Annotated in this window: 18 protein-coding genes; 11 read left to right on the top strand and 7 right to left on the bottom strand. The window is 62.8% G+C overall.

Features of this window, described 5'->3' with window-relative positions:
* Nucleotides 1-9 precede the first annotated feature (9 nt).
* Nucleotides 10-1,845, top strand: a complete 1,836-nt coding sequence (glmS, locus tag BLV18_RS20995) for a glutamine--fructose-6-phosphate transaminase (isomerizing) (RefSeq protein WP_090361645.1) — start codon at nucleotides 10-12, stop codon at nucleotides 1,843-1,845.
* Nucleotides 1,846-2,044: 199 nt separating this feature from the next.
* On the opposite strand, the gene BLV18_RS20990 is transcribed toward glmS, so the two are convergent.
* The gene (locus tag BLV18_RS20990; protein ID WP_090361643.1) at nucleotides 2,045-2,938 is read right to left on the bottom strand and encodes a LysR family transcriptional regulator; all 894 of its coding nucleotides are present in this window, start codon (nucleotides 2,936-2,938) and stop codon (nucleotides 2,045-2,047) included.
* A 234-nt stretch (nucleotides 2,939-3,172) separates the two neighbouring features.
* On the opposite strand from BLV18_RS20990, the gene speB reads away from it, so the two are divergent.
* The 9 genes from speB (at nucleotide 3,173) to BLV18_RS20945 (ending at nucleotide 13,615) form a co-directional block, all read left to right on the top strand.
* A complete protein-coding gene (gene speB / locus BLV18_RS20985; RefSeq protein WP_049860445.1) occupies nucleotides 3,173-4,132 on the top strand; it encodes an agmatinase in 960 nt (319 codons plus the stop codon).
* Nucleotides 4,129-4,515, top strand: coding sequence for a nuclear transport factor 2 family protein (locus tag BLV18_RS20980; protein ID WP_090361640.1), 387 nt, complete (start codon nucleotides 4,129-4,131; stop codon nucleotides 4,513-4,515). The genes speB and BLV18_RS20980 overlap by 4 nt, the downstream gene beginning before the upstream one ends.
* A gap of 119 nt (nucleotides 4,516-4,634) precedes the next feature.
* The gene (locus tag BLV18_RS20975) at nucleotides 4,635-6,137 is read left to right on the top strand and encodes a purine-cytosine permease family protein (RefSeq protein WP_090361635.1); all 1,503 of its coding nucleotides are present in this window, start codon (nucleotides 4,635-4,637) and stop codon (nucleotides 6,135-6,137) included.
* Between the two features lie 42 nt (nucleotides 6,138-6,179).
* A complete protein-coding gene (locus BLV18_RS20970; protein ID WP_090361633.1) occupies nucleotides 6,180-7,040 on the top strand; it encodes a sugar phosphate isomerase/epimerase family protein in 861 nt (286 codons plus the stop codon).
* Entirely contained in the window at nucleotides 7,037-8,074 is a 1,038-nt protein-coding gene (locus BLV18_RS20965) for an isopenicillin N synthase family dioxygenase (protein WP_090361631.1), read from the top strand. Before BLV18_RS20970 ends, BLV18_RS20965 begins: the two co-directional genes overlap by 4 nt.
* Before the next feature lie 32 nt (nucleotides 8,075-8,106).
* A complete protein-coding gene (locus BLV18_RS20960) occupies nucleotides 8,107-8,904 on the top strand; it encodes an ABC transporter substrate-binding protein (protein WP_090361628.1) in 798 nt (265 codons plus the stop codon).
* A gap of 111 nt (nucleotides 8,905-9,015) precedes the next feature.
* Nucleotides 9,016-10,533 (top strand): amino acid ABC transporter permease/ATP-binding protein, encoded by a 1,518-nt coding sequence (locus BLV18_RS20955; RefSeq protein ID WP_090361626.1) that lies wholly within the window; start codon nucleotides 9,016-9,018, stop codon nucleotides 10,531-10,533.
* The gene (locus BLV18_RS20950) at nucleotides 10,530-12,143 is read left to right on the top strand and encodes a 5-guanidino-2-oxopentanoate decarboxylase (protein WP_090361625.1); all 1,614 of its coding nucleotides are present in this window, start codon (nucleotides 10,530-10,532) and stop codon (nucleotides 12,141-12,143) included. Before BLV18_RS20955 ends, BLV18_RS20950 begins: the two co-directional genes overlap by 4 nt.
* Before the next feature lie 32 nt (nucleotides 12,144-12,175).
* Complete coding sequence (locus BLV18_RS20945) at nucleotides 12,176-13,615, top strand: aldehyde dehydrogenase family protein (RefSeq protein WP_090361622.1); 1,440 nt, start codon at nucleotides 12,176-12,178, stop codon at nucleotides 13,613-13,615.
* 142 nt (nucleotides 13,616-13,757) lie between these two features.
* On the opposite strand, the gene BLV18_RS20940 is transcribed toward BLV18_RS20945, so the two are convergent.
* From BLV18_RS20940 to dapA, 6 genes are all read right to left on the bottom strand, one after another.
* Nucleotides 13,758-14,288 carry a DUF1003 domain-containing protein gene (locus tag BLV18_RS20940; protein ID WP_049860436.1) on the bottom strand — a complete coding sequence of 177 codons (531 nt, stop codon included), beginning with the start codon at nucleotides 14,286-14,288 and terminating at the stop codon, nucleotides 13,758-13,760.
* A 129-nt stretch (nucleotides 14,289-14,417) separates the two neighbouring features.
* Complete coding sequence (locus BLV18_RS20935) at nucleotides 14,418-15,104, bottom strand: GntR family transcriptional regulator (RefSeq protein ID WP_090361619.1); 687 nt, start codon at nucleotides 15,102-15,104, stop codon at nucleotides 14,418-14,420.
* 37 nt (nucleotides 15,105-15,141) lie between these two features.
* Nucleotides 15,142-16,560 (bottom strand): dihydropyrimidinase, encoded by a 1,419-nt coding sequence (hydA, locus tag BLV18_RS20930; protein ID WP_090361616.1) that lies wholly within the window; start codon nucleotides 16,558-16,560, stop codon nucleotides 15,142-15,144.
* Nucleotides 16,561-17,310, bottom strand: a complete 750-nt coding sequence (locus tag BLV18_RS20925) for an amino acid ABC transporter permease (RefSeq protein WP_049860434.1) — start codon at nucleotides 17,308-17,310, stop codon at nucleotides 16,561-16,563.
* 29 nt (nucleotides 17,311-17,339) lie between these two features.
* On the bottom strand, nucleotides 17,340-18,170 hold the full coding sequence (locus BLV18_RS20920; RefSeq protein WP_090361613.1) for an ABC transporter substrate-binding protein: 831 nt from the start codon (nucleotides 18,168-18,170) through the stop codon (nucleotides 17,340-17,342).
* Between the two features lie 30 nt (nucleotides 18,171-18,200).
* Nucleotides 18,201-19,097: a 4-hydroxy-tetrahydrodipicolinate synthase gene (gene dapA / locus BLV18_RS20915; protein ID WP_090361610.1), complete on the bottom strand. Its 897-nt coding sequence runs from the start codon at nucleotides 19,095-19,097 to the stop codon at nucleotides 18,201-18,203.
* Between the two features lie 77 nt (nucleotides 19,098-19,174).
* Between dapA and BLV18_RS20910 the strand changes: the two genes are divergently transcribed.
* Nucleotides 19,175-22,117: an FAD-dependent oxidoreductase gene (locus tag BLV18_RS20910; protein ID WP_090361606.1), complete on the top strand. Its 2,943-nt coding sequence runs from the start codon at nucleotides 19,175-19,177 to the stop codon at nucleotides 22,115-22,117.
* The last annotated feature ends 2 nt before the right edge of the window (nucleotides 22,118-22,119 follow it).

Raw genomic sequence — 22,119 nt, 5'->3', positions numbered from 1 at the left:
GAAGCGAACATGTGTGGAATCGTCGGCGCCATTGCGGAGCGCAACATCACAGCCATTCTGGTCGAGGGTCTCAAGCGCCTGGAATATCGTGGCTACGACAGCGCCGGTGTCGCGGTGCTGGGCGAAGATGGCAGCGTGCAGCGCCAACGTCGTGTGGGCAAGGTCGCTGAACTGCAAACGGCGCTGGCGGATGAGCCACTGCTCGGCAAGCTGGGGATTGCCCACACCCGCTGGGCTACCCACGGCGCACCCACCGAACAGAACGCTCATCCGCACTTTTCCACAGACGAAGTGGCCGTGGTGCACAACGGCATCATCGAAAACCACGAAGTGTTGCGCACCCAGCTCAAGGAGCTGGGCTACGTGTTCACCTCGCAGACCGACACCGAAGTCATCGCCCACTTGCTGCACCACACCCTCAAGGCCCTCCCGGACCTGGCCGATGCGCTCAAGGCGACGGTCAAGCAACTGCACGGCGCCTACGGCCTGGCTGCCATCAGCGTGCACCAGCCCGATCGTCTGGTCGCCGCCCGCAGCGGCAGTCCGCTGGTGATCGGCCTGGGCATGGGCGAGAACTTCCTGGCCTCCGACCAGTTGGCCCTGCGCCAGGTGACCGACCGCTTCATGTACCTGGAGGAAGGTGACATTGCCGAGATCCGTCGTGAAAGCGTGCAGATCTGGGACGCCGCGGGCGCACCTGTGGAACGCGAAAGCGTGCAGTACCACGAAGGCGCAGAGGCCGCCGACAAGGGCGAATATCGCCACTTCATGATGAAAGAGATCCATGAGCAACCTACCGTGGTACAGCGCACCCTGGAAGGCCGTCTTGGGCAGAACCAGGTGCTGGTGCAGGCCTTCGGCCCACAGGCGGCCGAACTGTTCGCCAAGGTGCGCAACGTGCAAATCGTTGCGTGCGGCACCAGCTATCACGCGGGTATGGTTGCGCGCTACTGGCTCGAAGGCCTGGCCGGCATCCCTTGCCAGGTCGAAGTGGCCAGCGAGTTCCGCTATCGCAAGGTCGTGGTGCAGCCCGACACCTTGTTCGTCTCCATCTCCCAGTCCGGCGAAACGGCTGACACCCTGGCCGCATTGCGCAACGGCAAGCAACTCGGGTTTCTCGGCAGCCTGGCCATCTGCAACGTCGGCATCAGCTCTCTGGTGCGCGAGTCCGACCTGACCCTGCTGACTCAGGCAGGCCCGGAGATCGGTGTGGCTTCGACCAAGGCGTTCACCACGCAGCTGGTCGCGCTGATGTTGCTGACGCTTTCCCTTGGGCAGGTCCACGGATCATTGGAGGAGGGTGTCGAGGCGCAGCTGGTGGCCGAGCTCCGCCGCCTGCCCACCCGCCTGGGCGAAGCCCTGGCCATGGACACCACCATCGAGCGCATCGCCGAGCTGTTCGCCGAGAAGCACCACACGCTGTTCCTGGGCCGCGGCGCGCAGTTCCCGGTGGCAATGGAAGGTGCACTGAAGCTCAAGGAGATCTCCTACATCCATGCCGAAGCCTATCCTGCTGGCGAATTGAAGCACGGGCCGCTGGCGCTGGTGGACAAGGACATGCCGGTGGTCACCGTGGCACCGAACAACGAGCTGCTGGAAAAACTCAAATCCAACCTGCAGGAAGTGCGCGCACGCGGCGGCGAGCTGGTGGTATTCGCCGATGAGCAGGCGCAGCTGAGCAACGGCCCCGGCACTCATGTGGTGGCCATGCCGCACATCATCGATGCGTTGGCGCCGATCCTCTACACCATTCCGTTGCAGCTGCTTTCGTACTACGTGGCGGTGCTGAAGGGGACGGATGTGGATCAGCCGCGTAATTTGGCGAAGTCGGTGACGGTGGAGTGAGGGGGGTAGGATTGCAAGCCGTGGTCGTTCGGATTGAAAACCGTTCAGAAAGCTAAACAACCGTACAAACAGGGGGCCTTCAGGTCCCCTGCTGGCCAGGCCTCATCGTGTAGCGGTCTACCAGCAAGGCGCATTTCTGCGGCGCTGCATACTCAATTGGCGAGCGTCGCTTACTCCCGCGGATTTTGTGTCACTTGAATCAGCTGGCTTCAAACCACCCCCTCAACCGATCTCGAAAGCTCTGTATCAAAGGCTCCCTCGACCGTCCCCGCCGCAAAGCCAACGAAAACGGTGCCTGATATCCGAACGTCGTCGGCAACAGCACCTTCAACCGCTTCTGATCCGCCCAGAATTGCGCGTAGTGTTCCGGCAGATAGCCGATATACGCTCCCGACAACACCAAGATCAGTTGCGCCTCCATCGACTCCACCGTCGCCGCGCTGTGCTTGAACCCGTGGCGGGCCAGTTCCGCCTGGCTCCAGTACCCGCGCCCGACCATTCGTTGTTGGGTGATCACCTCGGCCGGAATTCGCCGCTGCTCGAACAACTCATGCCGATCGCTGCAATACAGCCAGTGCTGTTCGCGGTACAGCGCTTGGTACATAAGCCCATTCATGCGCACCGAGAAGGCGCCGATGGCCAGGTCCAGGCGGTTTTCCTGTAAGCCCAGTTGCAGTTGCGCGGGGCTGAGCACGGAGAGGTGCAGGTGTACTGCGGGGTGTTCCTTGCTGTAGGCGCCGATGACGTCGGCCAGCGGCAGGGCCGGGTCGCTGACGGTGGAGTCGAGCACACCGAGATTGAGAGTGCCGCGCAGTTCGCCTTTGAGGGCGGCGCTGTAGCGTTCGAAGCCTTCGAGTTCGGCGAGCAGGCGCAAGGTTTCCTGATGGAACAGTTCGCCTTTGCTGGTCAGGCTGAAGCCACCACGGCCACGGTGGCAGAGCACCAGGCCGAGCTGGGTCTCGAGCTGGCTCATGTAAGTGCTGATGGCGGAAGTGGAGAGGTTGAGTTCCTGCTGCGCGGCGGCGAAACCCTGGTGGCGTACTACGCAGGCGAAGATGCGCAGCAGTTTGAGGTCGGGCAGGGCAGAGGACATTGGGGGTGGGCTCCGGGGGGGCAGTTCAGGTCTTGTAGGGTTGGGCTGTGGCGCGGGCAGAGCCCTCTCCCACAGGTCCATTGCCGGATGGGATATCGCAGTGTTTCAGACGGCCAGTGTATCCCTGGATAGTTTAGAAATCTCTGAACTGATTATTTGTGGGCAGCGATTCTTCTGGCTGCGGGGCGTCACCAGAATGGGGTCACTTCAATGACCACAAAGTGAGGCCACCCCGTGGACACGACTTTCCACCAGCCTTTGGGCGGGAACGAGATGCCTCGTTTCGGCGGCATCGCCACCATGCTGCGTTTGCCTCATATACAAGCCGCCGAAGAACTCGATCGGTTGGATGCAGCGTTTATCGGTATCCCGCTCGACATCGGTACTTCGCTGCGTTCCGGCACTCGTTTCGGGCCACGGCAGATTCGTGCCGAGTCGGTGATGATCCGTCCTTACAACATGGCCACCGGTGCCGCGCCGTTCGATTCGTTGAACGTGGCCGACATCGGCGATGTGCCGATCAATACCTTCAACCTGCTCGATGCGGTGCGCATCATCGAGCAGGAATACGACCGGATTCTGGGCCACGGCATCGTGCCGCTGACGCTGGGAGGCGATCACACACTGACGCTGCCGATCCTGCGGGCCATTCACAAGAAGCATGGCAAGGTCGGACTGGTGCATATCGATGCGCATGCCGACGTCAACGATCACATGTTCGGCGAGAAGATTGCCCACGGCACCACGTTCCGCCGCGCGCAGGAAGAGGGTCTGCTCGACAGCGACCGTGTGGTGCAGATCGGCCTGCGGGCTCAGGGTTATACCGCCGAGGATTTCAACTGGAGCCGCAAGCAGGGTTTCCGTGTGGTGCAGGCCGAGGATTGCTGGCACAAGTCGCTGACGCCGTTGATGGCCGAAGTCCGCGAGAAGGTCGGTGGTGGGCCGGTGTACTTGTCGTTCGACATCGATGGCATCGACCCGGCCTGGGCACCGGGCACCGGGACACCGGAGGTCGGCGGGCTGACTACGATCCAGGCGCTGGAGATAATCCGAGGTTGCCAGGGGCTGGACTTGATCGGTTGCGATCTGGTCGAGGTGTCGCCGCCGTATGACACCACTGGCAACACCTCGCTGCTGGGCGCCAACCTGTTGTACGAAATGCTCTGTGTGCTGCCGGGCGTCGTCCGTCGATGAACCGTGAAACCGAGGTTCTCGAGGCGGCTGCGGCGCTGGTCGCGGCCTTTGCCAGCAACGACACGGCACGTTATTTCGACTGTTTCAGTCCTGACGCCAGTTTTGTCTTTCATACCCTGGCCAAGCCGCTGAACTCGCGGGCCGAGTATGAAACGTTGTGGCAGCAATGGCAGATCGATGGTTTTGCGGTGCTGGGCTGTGAGTCGAGTAACGTCTGGGTCAACGTGCAGGGCGATACGGCCATTTTCGTGCATGACGTGGCGACACATGTGCGCATCGGTACCGAAGAGCTGCGCTTGAAGGAGCGCGAGACGATCGTATTCCGCTGTGAGGGCGAGCGCTGGCTTGCTTGGCATGAGCATTTGTCGGAAGTGACGGGTTAACCGCCGCGACATTATAAAAAAATAGCAGCAACCCTCCGCCCGGGGTCAACGGGCGGCCATAAAGGGTCAGCGTGCCTGCGCTGGCCTTACAACAACCGTGACAGGTGCTGGAGCAACACATGAGCCATTCGACGCGTATCGAAACCTTTGGTGTCGAGCAGATACCCGACAACCAACGCGATGCTTCCCCTATCGATCTGTTTCGCTTGATCTTCGGCGGTGCCAATACCTTTGCCACGGCGGTGCTGGGCAGTTTCCCGGTGCTGTTCGGGCTGTCGTTCCAGGCCGGGGTCTGGGCGATTCTGCTGGGCGTGGCGGTGGGGGCGTTGATTCTCGCGCCGATGGGCTTGTTCGGCGCCATCAATGGCACCAACAACGCGGTGTCGTCCGGGGCGCACTTCGGCGTCCACGGGCGCATCATCGGCTCGTTTCTGTCACTGCTCACGGCGGTGGCGTTCTTTTCCCTCTCGGTCTGGAGCTCTGGCGACGCGCTGGTCGGTGGCGCGAGACGACTGGTTGGCTTGCCGGAAACCGACTTCAGCCTGGGCCTGGCCTACGGGCTGTTTGCGGTGCTGGTATTGATCGTCTGCATCTTCGGTTTTCGCTTCATGCTGTGGGTCAACAAAATCGCGGTGTGGGCGTCGAGCCTGCTGTTTCTGCTGGGCATTCTGGCGTTTGCCGGGCCATTCGATGCGGGCTATGCCGGCAGCGTCAACCTGCAACAACCGGGCTTCTGGGCGGCGTTCATCGGCGCGGCGTTGCTGGCGATGAGCAACCCGGTGTCGTTCGGTGCCTTTCTCGGCGATTGGTCACGCTACATTCCGCGCGACACCGACAAGACTCGCATCATGCTCGCGGTGCTGGCCGCTCAGGCCGGTACGCTGATTCCCTTCCTGTTCGGCCTGTGCACGGCGACGCTGGTCGCGTCCCAGGCACCGCAATACATCGAGGCGAATAACTATGTTGGCGGCCTGCTGGCGATTTCGCCGAGCTGGTTCTTCCTGCCGGTGTGTCTGATTGCGGTGATCGGCGGCCTGTCGACCGGCACCACGGCGCTGTATGGCACGGGGCTGGACATGTCGAGCATGTTTCCGCGCCTGCTCAGCCGCGCTGGCGCTACGCTGTTGATCGGTGTGGCGGCGATTGCGTTTATCTTCATTGGCCGTTTCACCTTCAATCTGGTCCAGAGCGTGTCGACCTTCGCGGTGCTGATCATCACCTGCACCAGCCCGTGGATGGTGGTGATGATCCTTGGCCTGATCAGCCGTCGCGGTTTTTATCACGCCGATGATTTGCAGGTGTTCACTCGTGGCCAGCGCGGTGGTCGCTACTGGTTCAACCATGGCTGGAACTGGCGCGGCCTGGGCGCGTGGATTCCGAGCGCGGCGGTGGGCCTGTGCTTCGTCAATCTGCCAGGGCAATTTGTCGGGCCGCTGGGCGAACTGGCCGGCGGTATCGACATCAGCTTGCCGATCACGCTGGGCCTTGCCGCGCTGCTGTACCTGACCTTGCTGCGCACGTTTCCGGAGCCGGCTTCGGTATACGGCCCGAAAGGCGCGCACCCGATGCTGGGCCGCAAGGCCATGAGCAACGTCACTCAATCGGCCACCGCCCATTTGTGATCCGTGCTGTGCCCAAGCGGGCACAGGCGGCGAGGTTCGCCCATGAAACTGGAAATCTTTCGTACGCTGTGGGGCTATCGCGGCACATGGCAACAGGCGCTGGTCGAGGCACGTGCCGCAGGCTTCGACGGCTTCGAGGCGCGCATCCCCGAGGACGCGACCGAGCGGGCGGCGTTCGCGGCGTTCCTGCGTGACAATCGCGTGCCGTACATCGCCATTCTTTTTACTTCGACGCCGGTGCTGCCGTTGCAGGCGGCGACGCCGGCCGAGCACCTGACGGACTTTGCCCGCAAGTTGCAACTGACCGTCGAACTGGAACCTCGTTTTGTCAATGTACTGGCCGGCAACGACCGCTGGCCGCTGGCTCAGCAGGTCGACTTTTTCGCTGAGGCGCTGGAGATTGCAAAACGCAGCGGCCTGACCTGCAGCTTTGAAACCCACCGCGCGCGCTCGCTGTTCAATCCGTGGCTGACCCTGCAATTGATCGAGCAAGTGCCCGACCTGCGCTTTACCAGCGACATCAGCCATTGGGTGGTGACGTGCGAGCGACTGCTCGACGATCCCGCCGATGACCTCAGCGCCTTTGTCGAGCGCGTGCATCACATTCAGGCCCGGGTCGGCTATGACCAGGGCCCGCAAGTGCCGCATCCCGGCGCGCCGGAATACGCCGCTGCGCTGGCGTTTCATCAGCAGCACTGGCAAGCCATCTGGCGCTCGCAACAGGCCCGCGGCTACACCGGCACCACGCTGACGCCGGAGTTCGGCCCCGATGGTTACCTGCATCATTTGCCGTTCACCGATGTGCCGGTGGCCGACCTGTGGAACCTGAATGCGTGGATGGGCCGCACCGAGCGCGAACACTTCACTGCCTTTTCCAACCGTCCGGAGAGCCTGCTGCCATGAGTGAACGTTCTGCTTTCACCCGCATTCCCGTGGTCGATATCCACGGTCTGTTCAGCGAACGCCTGGAAGATCGCCAGGCAGTGGCCCAGGCGCTCGGCGAGGCGGCCAGGCATGTGGGCTTTCTGTACATCACCGGCCACGGCATCGCGCCGCAGCTGATCGATAACCTGCACCGCGCCGCCGAACAGTATTTCGCCCAGCCGCTGGACGCCAAGATGCAGCACTACATCGGCGCTTCCGATAGCCACAAGGGCTTCGTTCCCGAGGGGGAGGAGGTGTACGGCACCGGCAAGCCGGACCATAAAGAGGCGTTCGATATCGGTTTTGAAGTACCGGCAGACAACCCGCTGGTGCTCAACGGCACGCCGCTGCTGGGGCCGAACAACTGGCCGACCCTGCCAGGTTTTCAAGCGGCGGTGCAGGCCTACTACAAAGCGGTGTTTGCCTTGGGGCACCAGCTGTTTCGCGGCTTTGCCCTGGCGCTGGGCCTGGATGAACATGCCTTCGACGACATGGCCTGCTTTCCGCCGTCCAAGCTGCGCCTGATCCATTATCCGTTTGATGGCGACGCACAGGACGCACCGGGCATCGGCGCGCACACCGACTACGAGTGCTTCACCATTCTCAAGGCCGACCAGCCAGGCCTTGAGGTAATGAACGAGCAGGGCGAGTGGATCGATGCGCCGCCGGTCGACGGCGCCTTCGTGGTCAATATCGGCGACATGCTCGAGGTGATGACCGCCGGCGCCTTTGTCGCCACCGCGCACCGGGTGCGCAAGGTCAAGCAGGAGCGTTATTCGTTTCCGCTGTTCTACGCCTGCGATTACCACACCCAGATCAAACCGCTGCCGCCCTTCGCGGCCGGCGAGCAGAACTACACGCCCATCACCATTGGCGAGCACATGTGGGCCCAGGCTTTACAGACCTATCAGTACCTTCGCCAGCGTGTCGCCGACGGGCAGATTGCCTTGCCGCAGCACGCCAGAAAGCCTTCTAGCTTCGGGCACCTGAAAAACCAGAACGTGACTTCGTGATCTGCCTTTACCCTCAATCTGGAATCATGACTATGCCAAACACCACGTTTTCGCGCCTTGCCACTTCTGTGCTCATGGGTGCCGCCCTGTTCGCCGGCAGCGTGCAGGCCGCGCCCACTGCCACGCCCGGTACGCTGAAGGTCGGCATGGAGATTTCTTACCCGCCGTTCGAGTCCTACGACGGCGACAAGGTGGTGGGCTTTGACCCTGAGGTGTCGACCGCGCTGGCCAAGCAACTGGGCGACCTGAAGGTCGAATTCGTCGACACCCGCTTTCCGAACCTGATCCTGGGCCTGAACGCCAACCGCTTCGACACCATCATTTCCGGCATGTACATCACCGACGAGCGCACCAAGCAGGCCGACGCGATTCCGTACGCGCAAGTCGGCGCGGCGATCATGGTGCGCAGCGACAGCACCGCCAAACCGCAGCAGCCTGAAGACTTGTGCGGCCTGAAAGTCGGCTTGCAGCAGGGCACCAACTGGATCAACCAGCTCAAGGCAGTTTCGGCTGATTACTGCACCAAGCAGAACAAGGGCGAGATCGCCATCAGCGAATTCCCGACCACCGCAGAAGCTTCCCAGGCGTTGATGTCCGGCAATATCCAGGCGCATCTGGAAATCTCGGCGGCAGCGAAAATGATCGTCGACAAGGCCCGTGGCCGGATCGTGATCAGCTCGCAGAAATCCCTGTACCCGCAGACCCTCGGCATTTATGTGAAGAAGGGCAACACCGAGTTGCTGGAAAAGATGCGTGGCGTGGTTGAAACCTACAAGCGCAGCGGCGAATACAGCGAACTGCTGAAGAAGTACAACCTGGACCCTGCCTGACAATCCTCCCTGCGCAGGAGCGTGGCGGTCCGGCATTCCGGCAAGCGCGCTCCTGCAACGTTCGTGCTAACCCCGAGCTGATCGCCATCCATCCGCTATACCGAGGTCATCATGGCATTCGAATGGGCCTATTTTTTCTCACTGTTCTCCGTCTCGGCCTTCTGGAAGGCCTGCCTGACGGTGGTGCAGCTCAGCACCTTGTCCTGGACTCTGGGTCTGGTGCTGGGCTTTGTACTGGCCAGCGCCAAGCTGTCGACGCGTGCCTGGCTGCGCCTGCCGGTCAGCCTGTACATCTGGCTGTTTCGCAGCATCCCGCTGTTGGTGCTGCTGGTGTTCGTCTATAACCTGCCGCAGCTGTTTCCAGCCGCCGGCAGCGTGCTGTCGCAGCCGTTCTATTCCGGGCTGATCGCGTTGGTACTGACTGAAACCGCGTACATGGCCGAGATTCACCGGGGCGGCCTGCTGTCGGTGCTCAAGGGCCAGCGCGAAGCGGCCAAGGCGCTGGGTATTCGCGGGCTGGGCGCGCAGCGGCTGGTGATCATCCCGCAGGCGATTCGTATCTCCTTGCCGACGTTGACCAACGAATACGTGACCATCGTCAAACTCACCTCGCTGGTCTCGGTGATCTCGCTCAGCGAGCTGCTGATGGTCGGCCAGCGCCTGTACGCGCAAAACTTTCTGGTGCTGGAAACCCTGGCAGCGGTAGCCGTGTATTACGTGCTGATCGTCACCCTGTTCGGCTGGCTGTTGCAGTGGGCCGAGCGCCATCTGGACCTCTCACGCAAAAACGCACAAACCCTGGAGGCCGTGCAGACCGAAGCCTTGCGCCAACCGGCCGGCCTTGCGAAGCCGCGTTGCGAGCCGGTGGCGGGACAGCCCGACGCCTTGCAACTGCGCAACATTCACAAGCGCTATGGCAACCATGAAGTGCTCAAGGGCATCGACCTCGCTGTGCGGCCCGGTGAGGTGATTTCGATCATCGGCCCGTCCGGCTCCGGCAAGACCTCGTTGATCCGCACTATCAATAGCCTGGAGACCATTGATCAAGGCGAAATCGTGCTGTTCGGCCATGACTTCATCAAGGCCGGCACACGCACCGATTCTCCGGTGATCCGCCAAGGCATCCGGCGCATCGGCATGGTCTTCCAGAACTTCAATCTGTTCCCGCACCGGACCATTCTCGACAACGTCATCCTTGCCCCGCGTTACCACAGTCTGGCCAGTACGGCTGAGTTGCGCCGCAAGGGCCATGCCTTGCTGGACCGGGTCGGGCTGCTGGCGCATGCCGACAAGTACCCGCACCAGTTGTCGGGCGGCCAGCAACAGCGCGTGGCGATTGCCCGCGCGCTGGCGATGGAGCCCGACATCATGCTGTTCGACGAACCGACCTCGGCGCTGGACCCGGAACTGGTGGGCGATGTGCTCAAGGTGATTGGTGACCTGGCGGCCGAAGGCATGACCATGCTGATCGTCACCCACGAGATGGATTTCGCCCTGTCGATTTCCGATCGCATCGTGTTCATGGAAAACGGCCACGTGGTCACCGACGCCTCGCCAGCGGCGATCCGCCACAAAGGCGATGCGCGGGTGCGGCGCTTTATCGGTCTGGAACAGGAGAGCGCAGCATGAGTACGTGTGCAAGCACTTGCGGAGAGTTCCTGGTCAAGCAACTGCATGCCTGGGGCGTCGACATGGTGTTCGGCATTCCCGGCGTGCACACCGTCGAGCTGTATCGCGGCCTGCCAAACAGCGGCATTCGCCATGTCACGCCGCGCCACGAACAGGGCGCGGGCTTCATGGCCGACGGCTATGCGCGGGTTAGTGGCAAGCCTGGGGTATGTTTCATCATCACCGGCCCCGGCATGACCAATATCCTCACCGCGATGGGCCAGGCGTATGCCGACTCGATTCCGATGCTGGTGATTTCCAGCGTCAACGAGCGTCATCGCCTGGGCCTGGGCAACGGCTATCTGCACGAGTTGCCCAACCAGCGGACGATGGTCGCCGGCGTCAGCGCATTCAGCCACACGCTGATGAGCGTCGACGAACTGCCCGCTGTGCTGGCGCGGGCCTTCGCGGTGTTCGACAGCCAGCGCCCACGCCCGGTGCACATCGAGCTGCCGCTGGACATCATCACTGCCAGCGCCGATCACCTGACGCTGGTGCCGCGCCAGGTCATCGCCCGACCGGCGCCGGACTTTGAGGCGATCAGCAAGGCGGCTGCGCGGTTGCGCGCAGCCCAGCAGCCGCTGCTGTTACTCGGTGGAGGCTGCGTGGCCGCGATGGACGAAGTCCGCGAGCTGGTCACCCGGCTGGATGCACCGACGGCCCTGACCATCAATGCCAAAGGTTTGTTGCCGGGCGGGCACCCGTTGTTGCTGGGCAGCAACCAGTCGCTGGTACCGGTGCGGCAACTAGCGCTGGATGCCGATGTGGTGCTGGCGATCGGCACCGAGCTGGGCGAGACCGATTACGACGTGGTGTTCGATGGCAACTTCAGGATTGGCGGCGAACTGATCCGCATCGATATCGATGCCGAACAGTTGACCCGCAACCATACGCCGCATCTCGCGATCCTCAGTGATGCGACGGCAGCGATACGCGCCTTGCTAGCCGAACTGCCGGCGCGGGCGGCCAGTGCCGATAGCCTTGGCGTGCAGCGTACGGCGGCGGTGCAGCAGCAACTGGCCGAGGATTTCAGCAGCTGGGCGCACTACCGCAAACTGTTCGACTGCGTGCTTGAGGTACTGCCCGAGGCGCGCTTTGTCGGCGACTCGACGCAGACGGTGTACAGCGGCAATCACCTGGTCGAGCTCAGCAGCCCACGCCGCTGGTTCAACGCCTCCACCGGCTACGGCACTCTTGGCTACGGCCTGCCGGCGGCCATCGGCGCCAAGTTGGCCGAGCCTGCGCGGGTGGTGATCAGCCTGATGGGTGACGGTGGCATTCAGTTCACCCTGCCGGAACTGGCCAGCGCCGTTGAGGCGCAGGTTGGCATCATCGTGCTGCTCTGGAATAACCAGGGCTACGGCGAGATCAAAAGCTACATGCAACGCCGCGACATCACGCCGCTGGGTGTCGACATCTACACCCCGGACTTTCTCGCGATAGCCCGCGGGTTTGGCTGCGCGGCCGAGCGCGCCCGCGATTACCAACACCTGCAAACCCTGCTGCGCGAAGCCCCGGATGATCGCCCGCTGATCATCGAAATCAACCAGGCTCCACCGTTTGCCCCCTGAACCCGCTATAAAATCCCCGATGGAGCCACACCATGAACACCCCGCACTACATCAATGGCCGCTGGCAGCCGGGCGAGGGCGCTGATGTCCTGACCGTGTACGATCCGGCGCTGGGACTGCCCTTCGTCGAACTGATCGCCGCCAGCAGCGCGCAGGTCGATCAGTCCGTGGCTGCCGCCCGCGCCGCGCTGCCTGCGTGGAAAAACACCTCTGTCGCCGAGCGCGCTGCCGTATTGCGCGGTTTTGCCGAGCACCTTATCCAGCGCCGCGAAGCGCTGGTTGCCTTGCAGATGCGCAACAACGGCAAGCCTCGGCACGAAGCCGAAGTCGATCTCGACGACGCTGTGGCGACCTTCGGCTATTACGCCAAGCTGATCGAAACCCAGTCCAGCCACCGCGACGTCGAACTGGCCTTGCCCGGCTTCACGTCCCGCACACGGCTGGAACCGGTGGGCGTGGTCGGCCTGATCGTGCCGTGGAATTTTCCACTGGTCACCAGCGCCTGGAAACTTGCCCCGGCCCTGGCGGCCGGTTGCACCGTGGTACTCAAACCCTCGGAAGTCACCCCGCTGATCGAGCAGGCCTACGCCGAAATCGCCGATAGCCTGGGTTTGCCCGCCGGCGTGCTGAATATCGTCAACGGCAAGGCAGACATCGGCGCGGCACTGAGCAACCATGCGGGCCTCGACAAGCTGTCGTTCACCGGCAGCAACAGCGTAGGTAGCCAGGTGATGCACAGCGCAGCGGCATTCTGTCGGCCAGTTACTCTGGAGCTGGGCGGAAAATCGGCGTTTATCGTGTTCGATGACTGCGACCCCGACGAGGCGGTGGAATGGATCGTGGGTGGCATCTGCTGGAACGCAGGACAAATGTGCTCGGCCACTTCGCGGTTGCTGATTCAGGACGGCATCGCCGAGGCACTGATCCCGCGCTTACAGGCTGCGTTCGCCGCACTGCGGGTGGGTAACCCCCTGACCGAAGAGGTCGACATGGGACCGCTGACCAGCCAGGCGCAGTGGCATAAGGTGCGCGAGTATTTCGCCATTGCCGAACAGGAAGGCTTGCGGTGCCTGAGCGGCGGCGCCGCGCTGACGCGAGACGGCTGGTTCGTAAGCCCGACGCTGTACCAGGACGTGCCGACGAGCAGCCGTTTGTGGAATGAAGAAATCTTCGGCCCGGTGCTGTGTACTCAGCGTTTCAGCCGTGAACAAGAGGCGATCGATCGTGCCAACGACAGCCGCTTCGGCCTGGTGGCCACGGTAGCCAGCTGCGATATTGCCCGCGCCGAGCGGGTGGCTGATGCGCTTGAGGTCGGGCACGTGTGGATCAACTCGATACAAGCGGTGTTCGTCGAAACCTCGTGGGGTGGCAGCAAGGGCAGCGGCATTGGGCGCGAACTCGGCCCCTGGGGGCTGGCGGCGTATCAGGCGGTGAAGCATGTGACGCGGGCCGGGGTGCCTGGCCTGAACTGATGCAAGGTAGCCAACCGTGTAAAGCAAAAAAGCCAGGTCGCCTGCGCGCCTGGCTTTTTCGTTCATCGCGACCTTTTTTCTCCAATGGCATGAGCACAGACGGTTATACGGCCAGTTGGAGGGTGGGTTTCCACAAGCCTTCTCACACCGTCCCCTCAGGCTCCACCTTCGCCAATATCCGATCCAGGCGCTCGACGATCTCCTTGTCGATCTTTTCATGCAGTCGCATGATCTCCAGCTCCGCGCGCAGGTTCACCTCGAAGTCCAGGCTCGCGGCCAGGCGGTCTTTGGCTGACTGGCGGTTCTGGCTCATCATGATCACCGGCGCCTGAATGGCTGCGACGGTGGACAGCATCAGGTTGAGGAAAATGTACGGGTAGGGGTCGAAGGCCAGGCCGAAGTGATCGAGTACATCGGTGTTGAGCAGCATCCAGCCCAGCAGGATGATGGTGAAAGCGATGATGAAGGCCCATGAACCACCGATTGCCGCTACACGATCGGACAACCGTTCACCGAAGGTGGCTACCTCATCGGAGGCGTCACCGGCATCGCGGCTGACCGGCAGTCGTTTTCTCATCTGCTCCAGCACATGGATTTCTTCGGGTTCGAGCTGATGAGGGTGTTTGCCGAGGAAGCGTCGAGCCAGCGGTTCAAGTGGGTGCTTGGTGGCCATGGGGCAGGGTCTTCAGATGGTGAGGAAGACGGCCACTATCCCATGGAATTCGACGCTGTTGAATGCCCGGATGTGACTGGCGCGAAGGATGTCTCCTCTGCGCAGGTGCCGGGTATAGAGGGGTCTGGATTACTCTGAAAGGGCTTTGAGCACTTCATTGCGCAGGTTCTGGATGTGCTGCCGCATCGCCGATACCCCGGCCTCGGTATCCTGCTGGCGCAACGCATCGAGCACGGCCGAATGCTCGCTATGGTTTTCCTTCTGCCGATGCAGGGGGCTGTGCAGGCGGAAAAGGCGGGAGTTGGCGCGCAGTTGGGCGAGCAACTTTACCAGCACCGTATTGCCGGAGGCTTCGGCAATGAAATTGTGCAGGCGATCGTCGAACAGCCAGTAGTCGTTCTCGTCGTGCTCGCCTTGGTCCAGTTCCTGCAGTTCCGCCGCGAAGACTTCCAGTTGAGCTTGGTCGATCCGTCCGGCAGCCTTGACGATGGCTTCGCACTCGAGCATTTCGCGCAGGGTCATGCTGTCGAAGTATTCCTTGGTATCCACTGCGCGAACGGCAAACGAGCGGGCGCCGCGGCGTACCAGCAGGCCCTCGCCGGCCAGGCGTACCAAGGCTTCACGCATGGGTGTACGAGAAACCTTGAGTTCATCCGCCAACCGGGATTCAGACATCTCGCTGCTGCCCGGGATCTTGCGTTCCAGGATCAACTGACGCAGCAGTGTGTAGATCTGCTCCGCCAGGCTGGAAGATTTCAGGGAGAGCGGGGTGGCCGCCATGATCGCGGCGAGCGCTTTGTCTTGGTTGTCCGACATGAAAGTGTTGAATCCGTAATGAATGAGTGCAGCCCGGTCATTTCTGCGCAGGGAAGGGCGCTGCGCATGGGAGGAAACGTCCCGCTCCGGCGGTGCCGCAATAGGCACCGTGGGCCCACACCGGCTTGCCACGCGACAAGGTCCATGCCGGCCATGCCTTGAGCTTGAAGCCTTCGTACGGAGTGTAATCTGCCGCGCTATGCAGGTCGACATGGCGAAGGGTCTTATCCAGGTCGTTGTCCCAGATCACCAGATCGGCATCGGCGCCCACGGCGATGGTGCCTTTCTGGGGATACAGCCCGTACAGGCGTGCCGGAGCCGTGGCCGTGAGTTCCACGAAACGCTCGGCGCTGATGCGTCCGCCCAATACACCTTCGCTCATCAGCAGCGGCAAGCGGGTTTCCAAACCCGGGATGCCGTTGGGAATACGGTCGAAGGAGGCATCTTCGCCGTGCAGCTTCTTGCCCTGCGGATCGTCGAAGTTATAGGGGGAGTGGTCCGAGGAGAAGATCGTGAACGTACCGTTGGCCAGCCCATTCCAGATGGCCTTCTGGCTATCTGCATCTCGTGGCGGCGGGCTGCAGATGCACTTGGCACCATGGAAATCGTCACCTATGCCCAGGTCTTCGGCCGTCAGAAATAGATACTGCGGGCAGGTCTCCGAGAAGATGTTGAACCCTTGGCCGCGCGCCCAGTGAATCTGCTCCACTGCCGCGCGGCTGGAGACATGCACCAGCAGGATGGGGACGTCTACCAGTTCGGACAGGGAGATAGCCCGGTGGGTCGCCTCGCGCTCGCCAATCGCGGAATGGGCCAGCGCATGGTAGCGCGGGGCAGTCTTGCCTTGAGCCAGCAGGCGCTCGGTGAGCCAGGCGATGCAGTCGTCGTTTTCCGCATGGATCATGCTCAAGGCACCCAGCGTGCGAGCCGCGTCGAGTACATCGAGGATTTCACGGTCTGACAGCTTCAGCGATTCATACGTCATGTAGATCTTGAACGAGGTGTAACCCGCCTCGACCATGCGCGGCAGTTGTTCCTTGACCACAGCGGGAGAAGCGTCGCTGATGATCAGGTGAAAGGCGTAGTCGATGCTGGCCTGACCCTCGGCACGTCGGTGGTAGTCGGCCACTGCTTCGTCCAGGCTTTGTCCCTTGAACTGCATGGCGAACGGAATCACCGTGGTGGTGCCACCGCAGGCTGCCGAGCGGGTGCCGGTGAGGAAGTCATCCGAGCCTTTGGAGCCATCGTCGGATGCTTGATCCAGATGACAGTGGGCGTCCACGCCACCCGGAGTGACCATGCGCCCGGCGGCATCGATCACCTGGTCGGCCAGGGCAGGATCCAGGCCGTGGGCCAAGGTCGCGATACGGCCGTCGCGAACGCCTATGTCGGCGTTGAAGCGACCGCCCACCGTGACGATATCGGCGTTGCTGACAATCAGGTCGAAGCGGTGCATTCAGCGACTCTCCTTGGCGGTGGTGGGTAGGGCGGCAGGTGTGTCGAGCGCAGGCACATTTTTATTGCTGCCGCGATCGACAAGGTAGGCGGTTGCGTAATGACGCTCGATGCGCCGTTGGACGAAATCCCACAGGGTGGTGAGGATCAGGTAATAGGTGGCCGCCACCATGAACAATTCCAGCACCATGAATTTCTCCTGAATGAGCATCTGCGTGCGGCGCAGCAACTCCTCCATGGAAATCACCGACGCGATCGAGGTGGTCTTGAGCAGGCCATTGAAGCTGTTGCCCAGGGTCGGCACGATCAGGCGCATGGTCTGCGGGAACACCACGTAGCGCAGTACGCCCAGGCCGCGGAAGCCCAGTGCCTTGGCCGCATTGATTTGCCCCGGCGGGATGGCCTGGACGCCACCGCGGATGATTTCGGCCAGGTACGCCGCTTCGTTGATCACCAGCCCCAGCACCACCGCTTCGAGTACGCTGAAGCGCAGCCCCAGTTGGGGCAGGCCGGTATAGATGATGATGAGTTGGACCAGCAACGGCGTGCCGCGGAAGATCCAGATGTACAGGCGCGCCGGGGTCGACAACCAGACCCTGGGCGACATCCGCGCGAAGGTCAGCAGCGCACCCAGCACAAGGCCGCCCAGCATCCCGGCCAGAGTCAGGCAGACGGTGTAGAACGCCCCCATCATCAAGAAATGATTGAAGAGGTAGTCGAAGTACCCGGTCCAGCTCCAGCCTTGATTCATCAGTCATGCCTCCTTTGAGTGGCGGACGTTCAGGTGGTCGGGCCCTTGACGGTGAAATCGCCGGACGTGCTCTGGGCGCCGTAGCGCTTGAACAGAGCCTCCAGGCTGCCATCGGCGCGCATGTCGTTGAGCACCTTGGCGGCGGCATCGGCCAGGGCGCGGTCCTTGAAGGCGATGGCGACCGGGGTCGGTTCCAGTCCGGCGATCACCTGTTTGAATTTGCCTTGGTTCTGATACTCGACGGCGACCGAGTCCAGGCTGACCACCGCTTGAACCTGGCCGGCGCGCAGGGCCTGGAAGGCGATGGAGAAGTTATCGAAGGTACGGATATCGATAGGCTTGAGGCCCTTGGCAACCAGTTCGGCGCTGGCTTTCTTGGCAGCGTTTTCCTCGAAGCCACCAATCTCCACGCCCACGCTCTGGCCGGCGAGATCTTCCAGACGGCTGATCTTGCCGGGATTGTCCGGGAGTGCCGACAGGCTGACGGCCTGGTTCTCGTAAGGGATCATCCACATGATCCTGGCTCGCTCGGGGGTGAAGAAAATGCCGGTATTGATCATGTCCCAGCGGCCCCCCTGTAGACCCGGCACCATGGCCGAGAACTCGATACGCACGTAGTCGGGCTGCAGGCACAGGCGCTTGGCGATTTCCGCGCCCAGCTCGATGCGCATGCCCTTGAGCTCGCCGCTGCTGTCGACGAACTGCAAGGGTGGCAAGGTTGGGTTGGTCGACATCACCAGGTGGCCGGGGTTGATCAGGGTCAGTCCCGTCGGGGCGGTGCAGTCGGCGGCAAAGGCCGGGGCTGTCGCGAAGGTGGCCAGCAGGCCGAGGGTCAAAAGGCTGCGCAGGGGTGCTCTCATGGACGTGCTCTCTAGTCGGCGAAGGATTGATCAGCCACGCAGGCTGCCGATGACCTGAAGTTCTTCCAGGGCGGCGCGCAAGGCGTGTTGTTGCGGCAGTGCCAAAGGCAAACGTGGCGCGCGCGGGTCGCCGACTGCGAGTCCGAGCATGTCCAGCCCGGCTTTGCTGGCTGCCACATAGTGCGGGCCGCCTACGGCACGCACGATGGGCAGGATTTTCTTGTAGATGGCCAGCGCTTCGTCGCGATTACCGCGGTCCACGGCGGCTTCGAACATTTGCGCGGAGAGTTTGGGCAGCAGGTTGGACGCCACCGCGATCCAGCCGCAAGCACCGAGCCAGAACGACTCGTAGCCCAGAATGCCGGCGAACACGTTCATGCGTTCGCCGCACAGTTCGATGATGTCGCGCACCCGGGTGACTTCCAGGGTGGACTCCTTGATGTAGTTCACGGTGTCGATCTGCGCCAGGCGCGCTACCGTGCTGGGAATCAGGTCGACGTTCGCGGTCGCCGGGTTGTTGTAGATCATGATTGGTATGTCGATTGCTTCACCCACTGCGCGGTAGTGAGCGAACAGCTCGTCCTCGTTGGGACAGCTATAGAAAGGCGGGATGATCATGACCCCATCGGCGCCCATCGACTGCGCTTCCAGGCTCAGCTCGACGCAATCGCGGGTCCATTCGGCGCCCGTGCCGATCAGGACCGGAACACGCCCGTTGGCGGTGCGAATTACTGTTTCGGTGACCAATTGCCGCTCTTCGCGGGTCATCGACAGAAACTCGCCCGTGCTCCCCAACGGAATCAGGCCGTGGATGCCTTCGGTTATCTGCCATTCCACCAGGCGTTCCAAAGCAGCAACGTCAACCGCGCTGCCGTCGGCCGTGAAAGGTGTGATCAGGACTGTGTAGGTACCGCGGAAATGTGTCATCGCAGATTCTCGAAGGTTGTTGCATACCGATTGTATACGTATACAATCGGTATGCAACAACCTCTGGATCTTTTCTGATGCGTCTTATCCATCCCGCAATCGAAAGCATCGCCGCTGCCGTTACCTTCGAATACGACGGGCAGCCGGTCTCTGCGCTGGCGGGCGAAACCATTGCCGCGGCGCTGGCTCGGGCGCACATCGTGGGCGTGCGGCAGACCCGCTACAGCGGTCGCCGCGGTCTGTATTGCGGGATGGGCGCGTGTTTCGAATGCGCCGTCGAAGTGGACGGGCAGGGTGGACAGCGCAGTTGTCTGGTCAAGGTCAGCGATGGGATGCAGGTCAGCAGTGGCTTGCCAGCCCAGGCACAATTGGCGCCCCTGGCGCCGACACCCCAAGGTCATGAGCCGGCAGTAGAGCGCCCGGATGTACTGGTGGTCGGCGCCGGCCCTGGCGGTTTGTCGGCTGCACTGGCCGCCGCGCAGCGGGGTGCCAAGGTACTGGTGCTGGACGAGCGCCTACAAAGTGGCGGGCAGTTCTACAAGCCCTTGGCACCGTCCCACGGCTTCAAACGTGCCCCGGCCGCGCAGTTCGCCAAAGGGCTGGCATTGGTAGCCGCAGCCAGGGCGGCCGGCGTGCAAATCCGTCAGGGCGCCTGCGTATGGGGCGCCTTCGGCGTCAACGAGATTGCCGCGCTGGTAGACGGTGAAGCCTGGGTGTTCGAGCCTCGTCAGCTGATCCTCGCGCCGGGCGCCTACGAGCGGCCGGTACCGTTTCCTGGCTGGACGCTGCCAGGGGTCATGACCACAGGCGCCGGGCAGACGCTGGCGCGGGCCTACCAGGTCGCTGCAGGCGAGCGCACCGTGATCAGCGGTAACGGTCCCTTGAATCTGCAGCTGGCGGCAGAGCTGTTGAATGGTGGAGCCGGGGTGTGCGAGGTGTTGGAGTCGGCACCGGCGCCTTCCTTGCAGCGGTGGAGGGAGCTATTCGGCCTGCTGCGCGAGGGCAGTGACCTATTGGCCGAGGGCGCCGCGTACCTGAGTCGCCTGAAGCGCGCCGGGGTGCCGCTGCGCTGGGGGCAAACGGTGATCGCAGCGCATGGCAACGAACGCCTGGAGGCGGTGACCGTCGCCCGCCTGGACATCAACGGCCAAGCGGTGCCCGGCAGCGAGCGACGCATCGAATGCGATGTGTTGTGCCTGGGACACGGCTTCATTCCTTCCACGGAACTGGCCCGGATGCTCGGCTGCGAGCAGTACCTGCGTACCACACCCTTCAGCACGCCTGCGGTGCGTACTGCCGAGGATGGCGCGAGCAGCATCGCCGGTGTTTACGTGATTGGCGACGGTGCCGATCTGGGTGGCTCGCGGGTGGCGCTGGCACGCGGCACCTTGGCCGGGCTGGCGGTCGCCCAGGCACTGGGACTGGGCAGCGATGAAGGTCAGGCGGCCTTGGCGCGGCGGCGGCTGCACAGCGCCGAACGGTTCCAGTCGGCGTTGTGGCGCCTGTACCAAGCGCCGCCGGTAAAGCTGGCGGGCCTTGCCGATGCGACTCCGATCTGTCGTTGCGAAGAAGTCGACCTGGGCACCTTGCGCAAGGCCGTCGGCGACGGGCACGACACACTTGCCAGCCTCAAGCGCAACACGCGTCTGGGCATGGGGCGCTGTCAGGGCCGCTATTGTTCGGGCGTCGCCTGCCAGCTGCTGGAGGAAACCTGCGGTCGTGCTCCTCAGGTGGAAAGCGGCTTCGCCCCACGTCCACCGGCAAAGCCGGTACCCATTGCGGCCCTGACCTTCGAGAAGCCCGAGTGGGGCGGCCACTTGCCCGCCATGACACCGAACCTGGCCCGGCCGGTGGAAACCACGCCGCTGACCGAGCAGCATACCGATGTGCTGGTGATTGGCGCCGGAGTACTGGGCAGTTGTCTGGGCTATTACTTGGCCAAGGCGGGTGCCCAAGTGCTGGTGATCGACCGTGATGACAGCAACCTGCAGGCGTCGGGCGCCAATGCTGGCAGTCTGCATGTGCAATTGCTGTCGTTCGACTTCGGCGCCAAGGCCCAGGCGGGCGGTGGCCCCGCCGCGCAGACTCTGCCGCTGGGGCCGCTGTCCATCAAGTTGTGGCAAGACCTGGAGCGGGCGTGCGGCGAGTCGCTTGAAATCAAGATCACCGGCGGCCTGATGGTTGCCGAGAACGAACCAGGCCTGCGCTTCCTCGAGCAGAAGGTACACCTGGAACGCAGCTACGGTATCGATGCGCAGATGCTCGATGGCGCCGAACTGCGCCGGCTTTCACCGCACTTGGCCGATAACCTGATCGGTGCCGAACTCTGCCCTCTGGAAGGCAAGATCAACCCGTTGCGCGCGACCTATGCCGTCGGCGCGCTGGCCCGTGAGCAGGGCGCACGCTTTCAGCGCGGTACCAATGTGCAGGGCATCGAAAAACTGGCCAACGGCGGTTTTCGCGTGACCTCCAGCCGTGGCGTTATCGTAGCCAAGCGCTTGATCAACGCCTCGGGCGCCTGGTCCAGCACCATTGGCGACATGCTCGGTGTGGCCATTCCGGTGAAGGGCGCGCCCTTGCAAATGATCGTCACTGAACGTGCTCCGCCCTTGGTCGATCACCTGATCGCCCATGCCGACCGTCACCTGAGCCTCAAGCAGAGCGCCAACGGTGGCCTGCTGATCGGCGGCGGCTGGAGCGCCGGCTTCAATGCATCCATGCGCCTGAACCACGCCGTGCGCAGCAGCATCGAGGGCAATCTGTGGGTCGCCGCCAGGGTCCTGCCCGCCCTGCGCGGGTTGCATATGCTGCGCAGTTGGGCCGGCATGAACGTGAACATCGACGGCGCACCGATTCTGGGTGAAGTCCCCGGCGTACCTGGTTTCTTCAATGCCGTCACCTCCAATGGCTACACCCTTGCGCCGATCGTGGCGCACACGGTGGCCGAGCTGATCGTCAACGGGCGGACCGAACTGGACATTTCCGCCTTCCGTATCGAGCGCTTCGGCGCCACAGCCTGACA

This window comes from Pseudomonas coleopterorum (genome assembly GCF_900105555.1).
Classification (GTDB): domain Bacteria; phylum Pseudomonadota; class Gammaproteobacteria; order Pseudomonadales; family Pseudomonadaceae; genus Aquipseudomonas; species Aquipseudomonas coleopterorum.
Note: the sequence above shows the minus strand (reverse complement) of the source record. Positions and strands in the feature narration are given on the sequence as shown.

What these genes read in the sequence shown, in the direction of transcription:
- glmS (WP_090361645.1), top strand. Translation starts at nt 10, where the DNA reads ATGTGTGGAATCGTCGGCGCCATTGCGGAGCGCAACATCACAGCCATT.
- BLV18_RS20910 (WP_090361606.1), top strand. Translation starts at nt 19,175, where the DNA reads ATGCGTCTTATCCATCCCGCAATCGAAAGCATCGCCGCTGCCGTTACC.
- BLV18_RS20940 (WP_049860436.1), bottom strand. Translation starts at nt 14,288, where the DNA reads ATGGCCACCAAGCACCCACTTGAACCGCTGGCTCGACGCTTCCTCGGC.
- dapA (WP_090361610.1), bottom strand. Translation starts at nt 19,097, where the DNA reads ATGACACATTTCCGCGGTACCTACACAGTCCTGATCACACCTTTCACG.
- BLV18_RS20945 (WP_090361622.1), top strand. Translation starts at nt 12,176, where the DNA reads ATGAACACCCCGCACTACATCAATGGCCGCTGGCAGCCGGGCGAGGGC.
- BLV18_RS20950 (WP_090361625.1), top strand. Translation starts at nt 10,530, where the DNA reads ATGAGTACGTGTGCAAGCACTTGCGGAGAGTTCCTGGTCAAGCAACTG.
- BLV18_RS20935 (WP_090361619.1), bottom strand. Translation starts at nt 15,104, where the DNA reads ATGTCGGACAACCAAGACAAAGCGCTCGCCGCGATCATGGCGGCCACC.
- BLV18_RS20960 (WP_090361628.1), top strand. Translation starts at nt 8,107, where the DNA reads ATGCCAAACACCACGTTTTCGCGCCTTGCCACTTCTGTGCTCATGGGT.
- BLV18_RS20955 (WP_090361626.1), top strand. Translation starts at nt 9,016, where the DNA reads ATGGCATTCGAATGGGCCTATTTTTTCTCACTGTTCTCCGTCTCGGCC.
- BLV18_RS20920 (WP_090361613.1), bottom strand. Translation starts at nt 18,170, where the DNA reads ATGAGAGCACCCCTGCGCAGCCTTTTGACCCTCGGCCTGCTGGCCACC.
- BLV18_RS20970 (WP_090361633.1), top strand. Translation starts at nt 6,180, where the DNA reads ATGAAACTGGAAATCTTTCGTACGCTGTGGGGCTATCGCGGCACATGG.
- BLV18_RS20990 (WP_090361643.1), bottom strand. Translation starts at nt 2,938, where the DNA reads ATGTCCTCTGCCCTGCCCGACCTCAAACTGCTGCGCATCTTCGCCTGC.
- BLV18_RS20925 (WP_049860434.1), bottom strand. Translation starts at nt 17,310, where the DNA reads ATGAATCAAGGCTGGAGCTGGACCGGGTACTTCGACTACCTCTTCAAT.
- BLV18_RS20965 (WP_090361631.1), top strand. Translation starts at nt 7,037, where the DNA reads ATGAGTGAACGTTCTGCTTTCACCCGCATTCCCGTGGTCGATATCCAC.
- BLV18_RS20980 (WP_090361640.1), top strand. Translation starts at nt 4,129, where the DNA reads ATGAACCGTGAAACCGAGGTTCTCGAGGCGGCTGCGGCGCTGGTCGCG.
- BLV18_RS20975 (WP_090361635.1), top strand. Translation starts at nt 4,635, where the DNA reads ATGAGCCATTCGACGCGTATCGAAACCTTTGGTGTCGAGCAGATACCC.
- hydA (WP_090361616.1), bottom strand. Translation starts at nt 16,560, where the DNA reads ATGCACCGCTTCGACCTGATTGTCAGCAACGCCGATATCGTCACGGTG.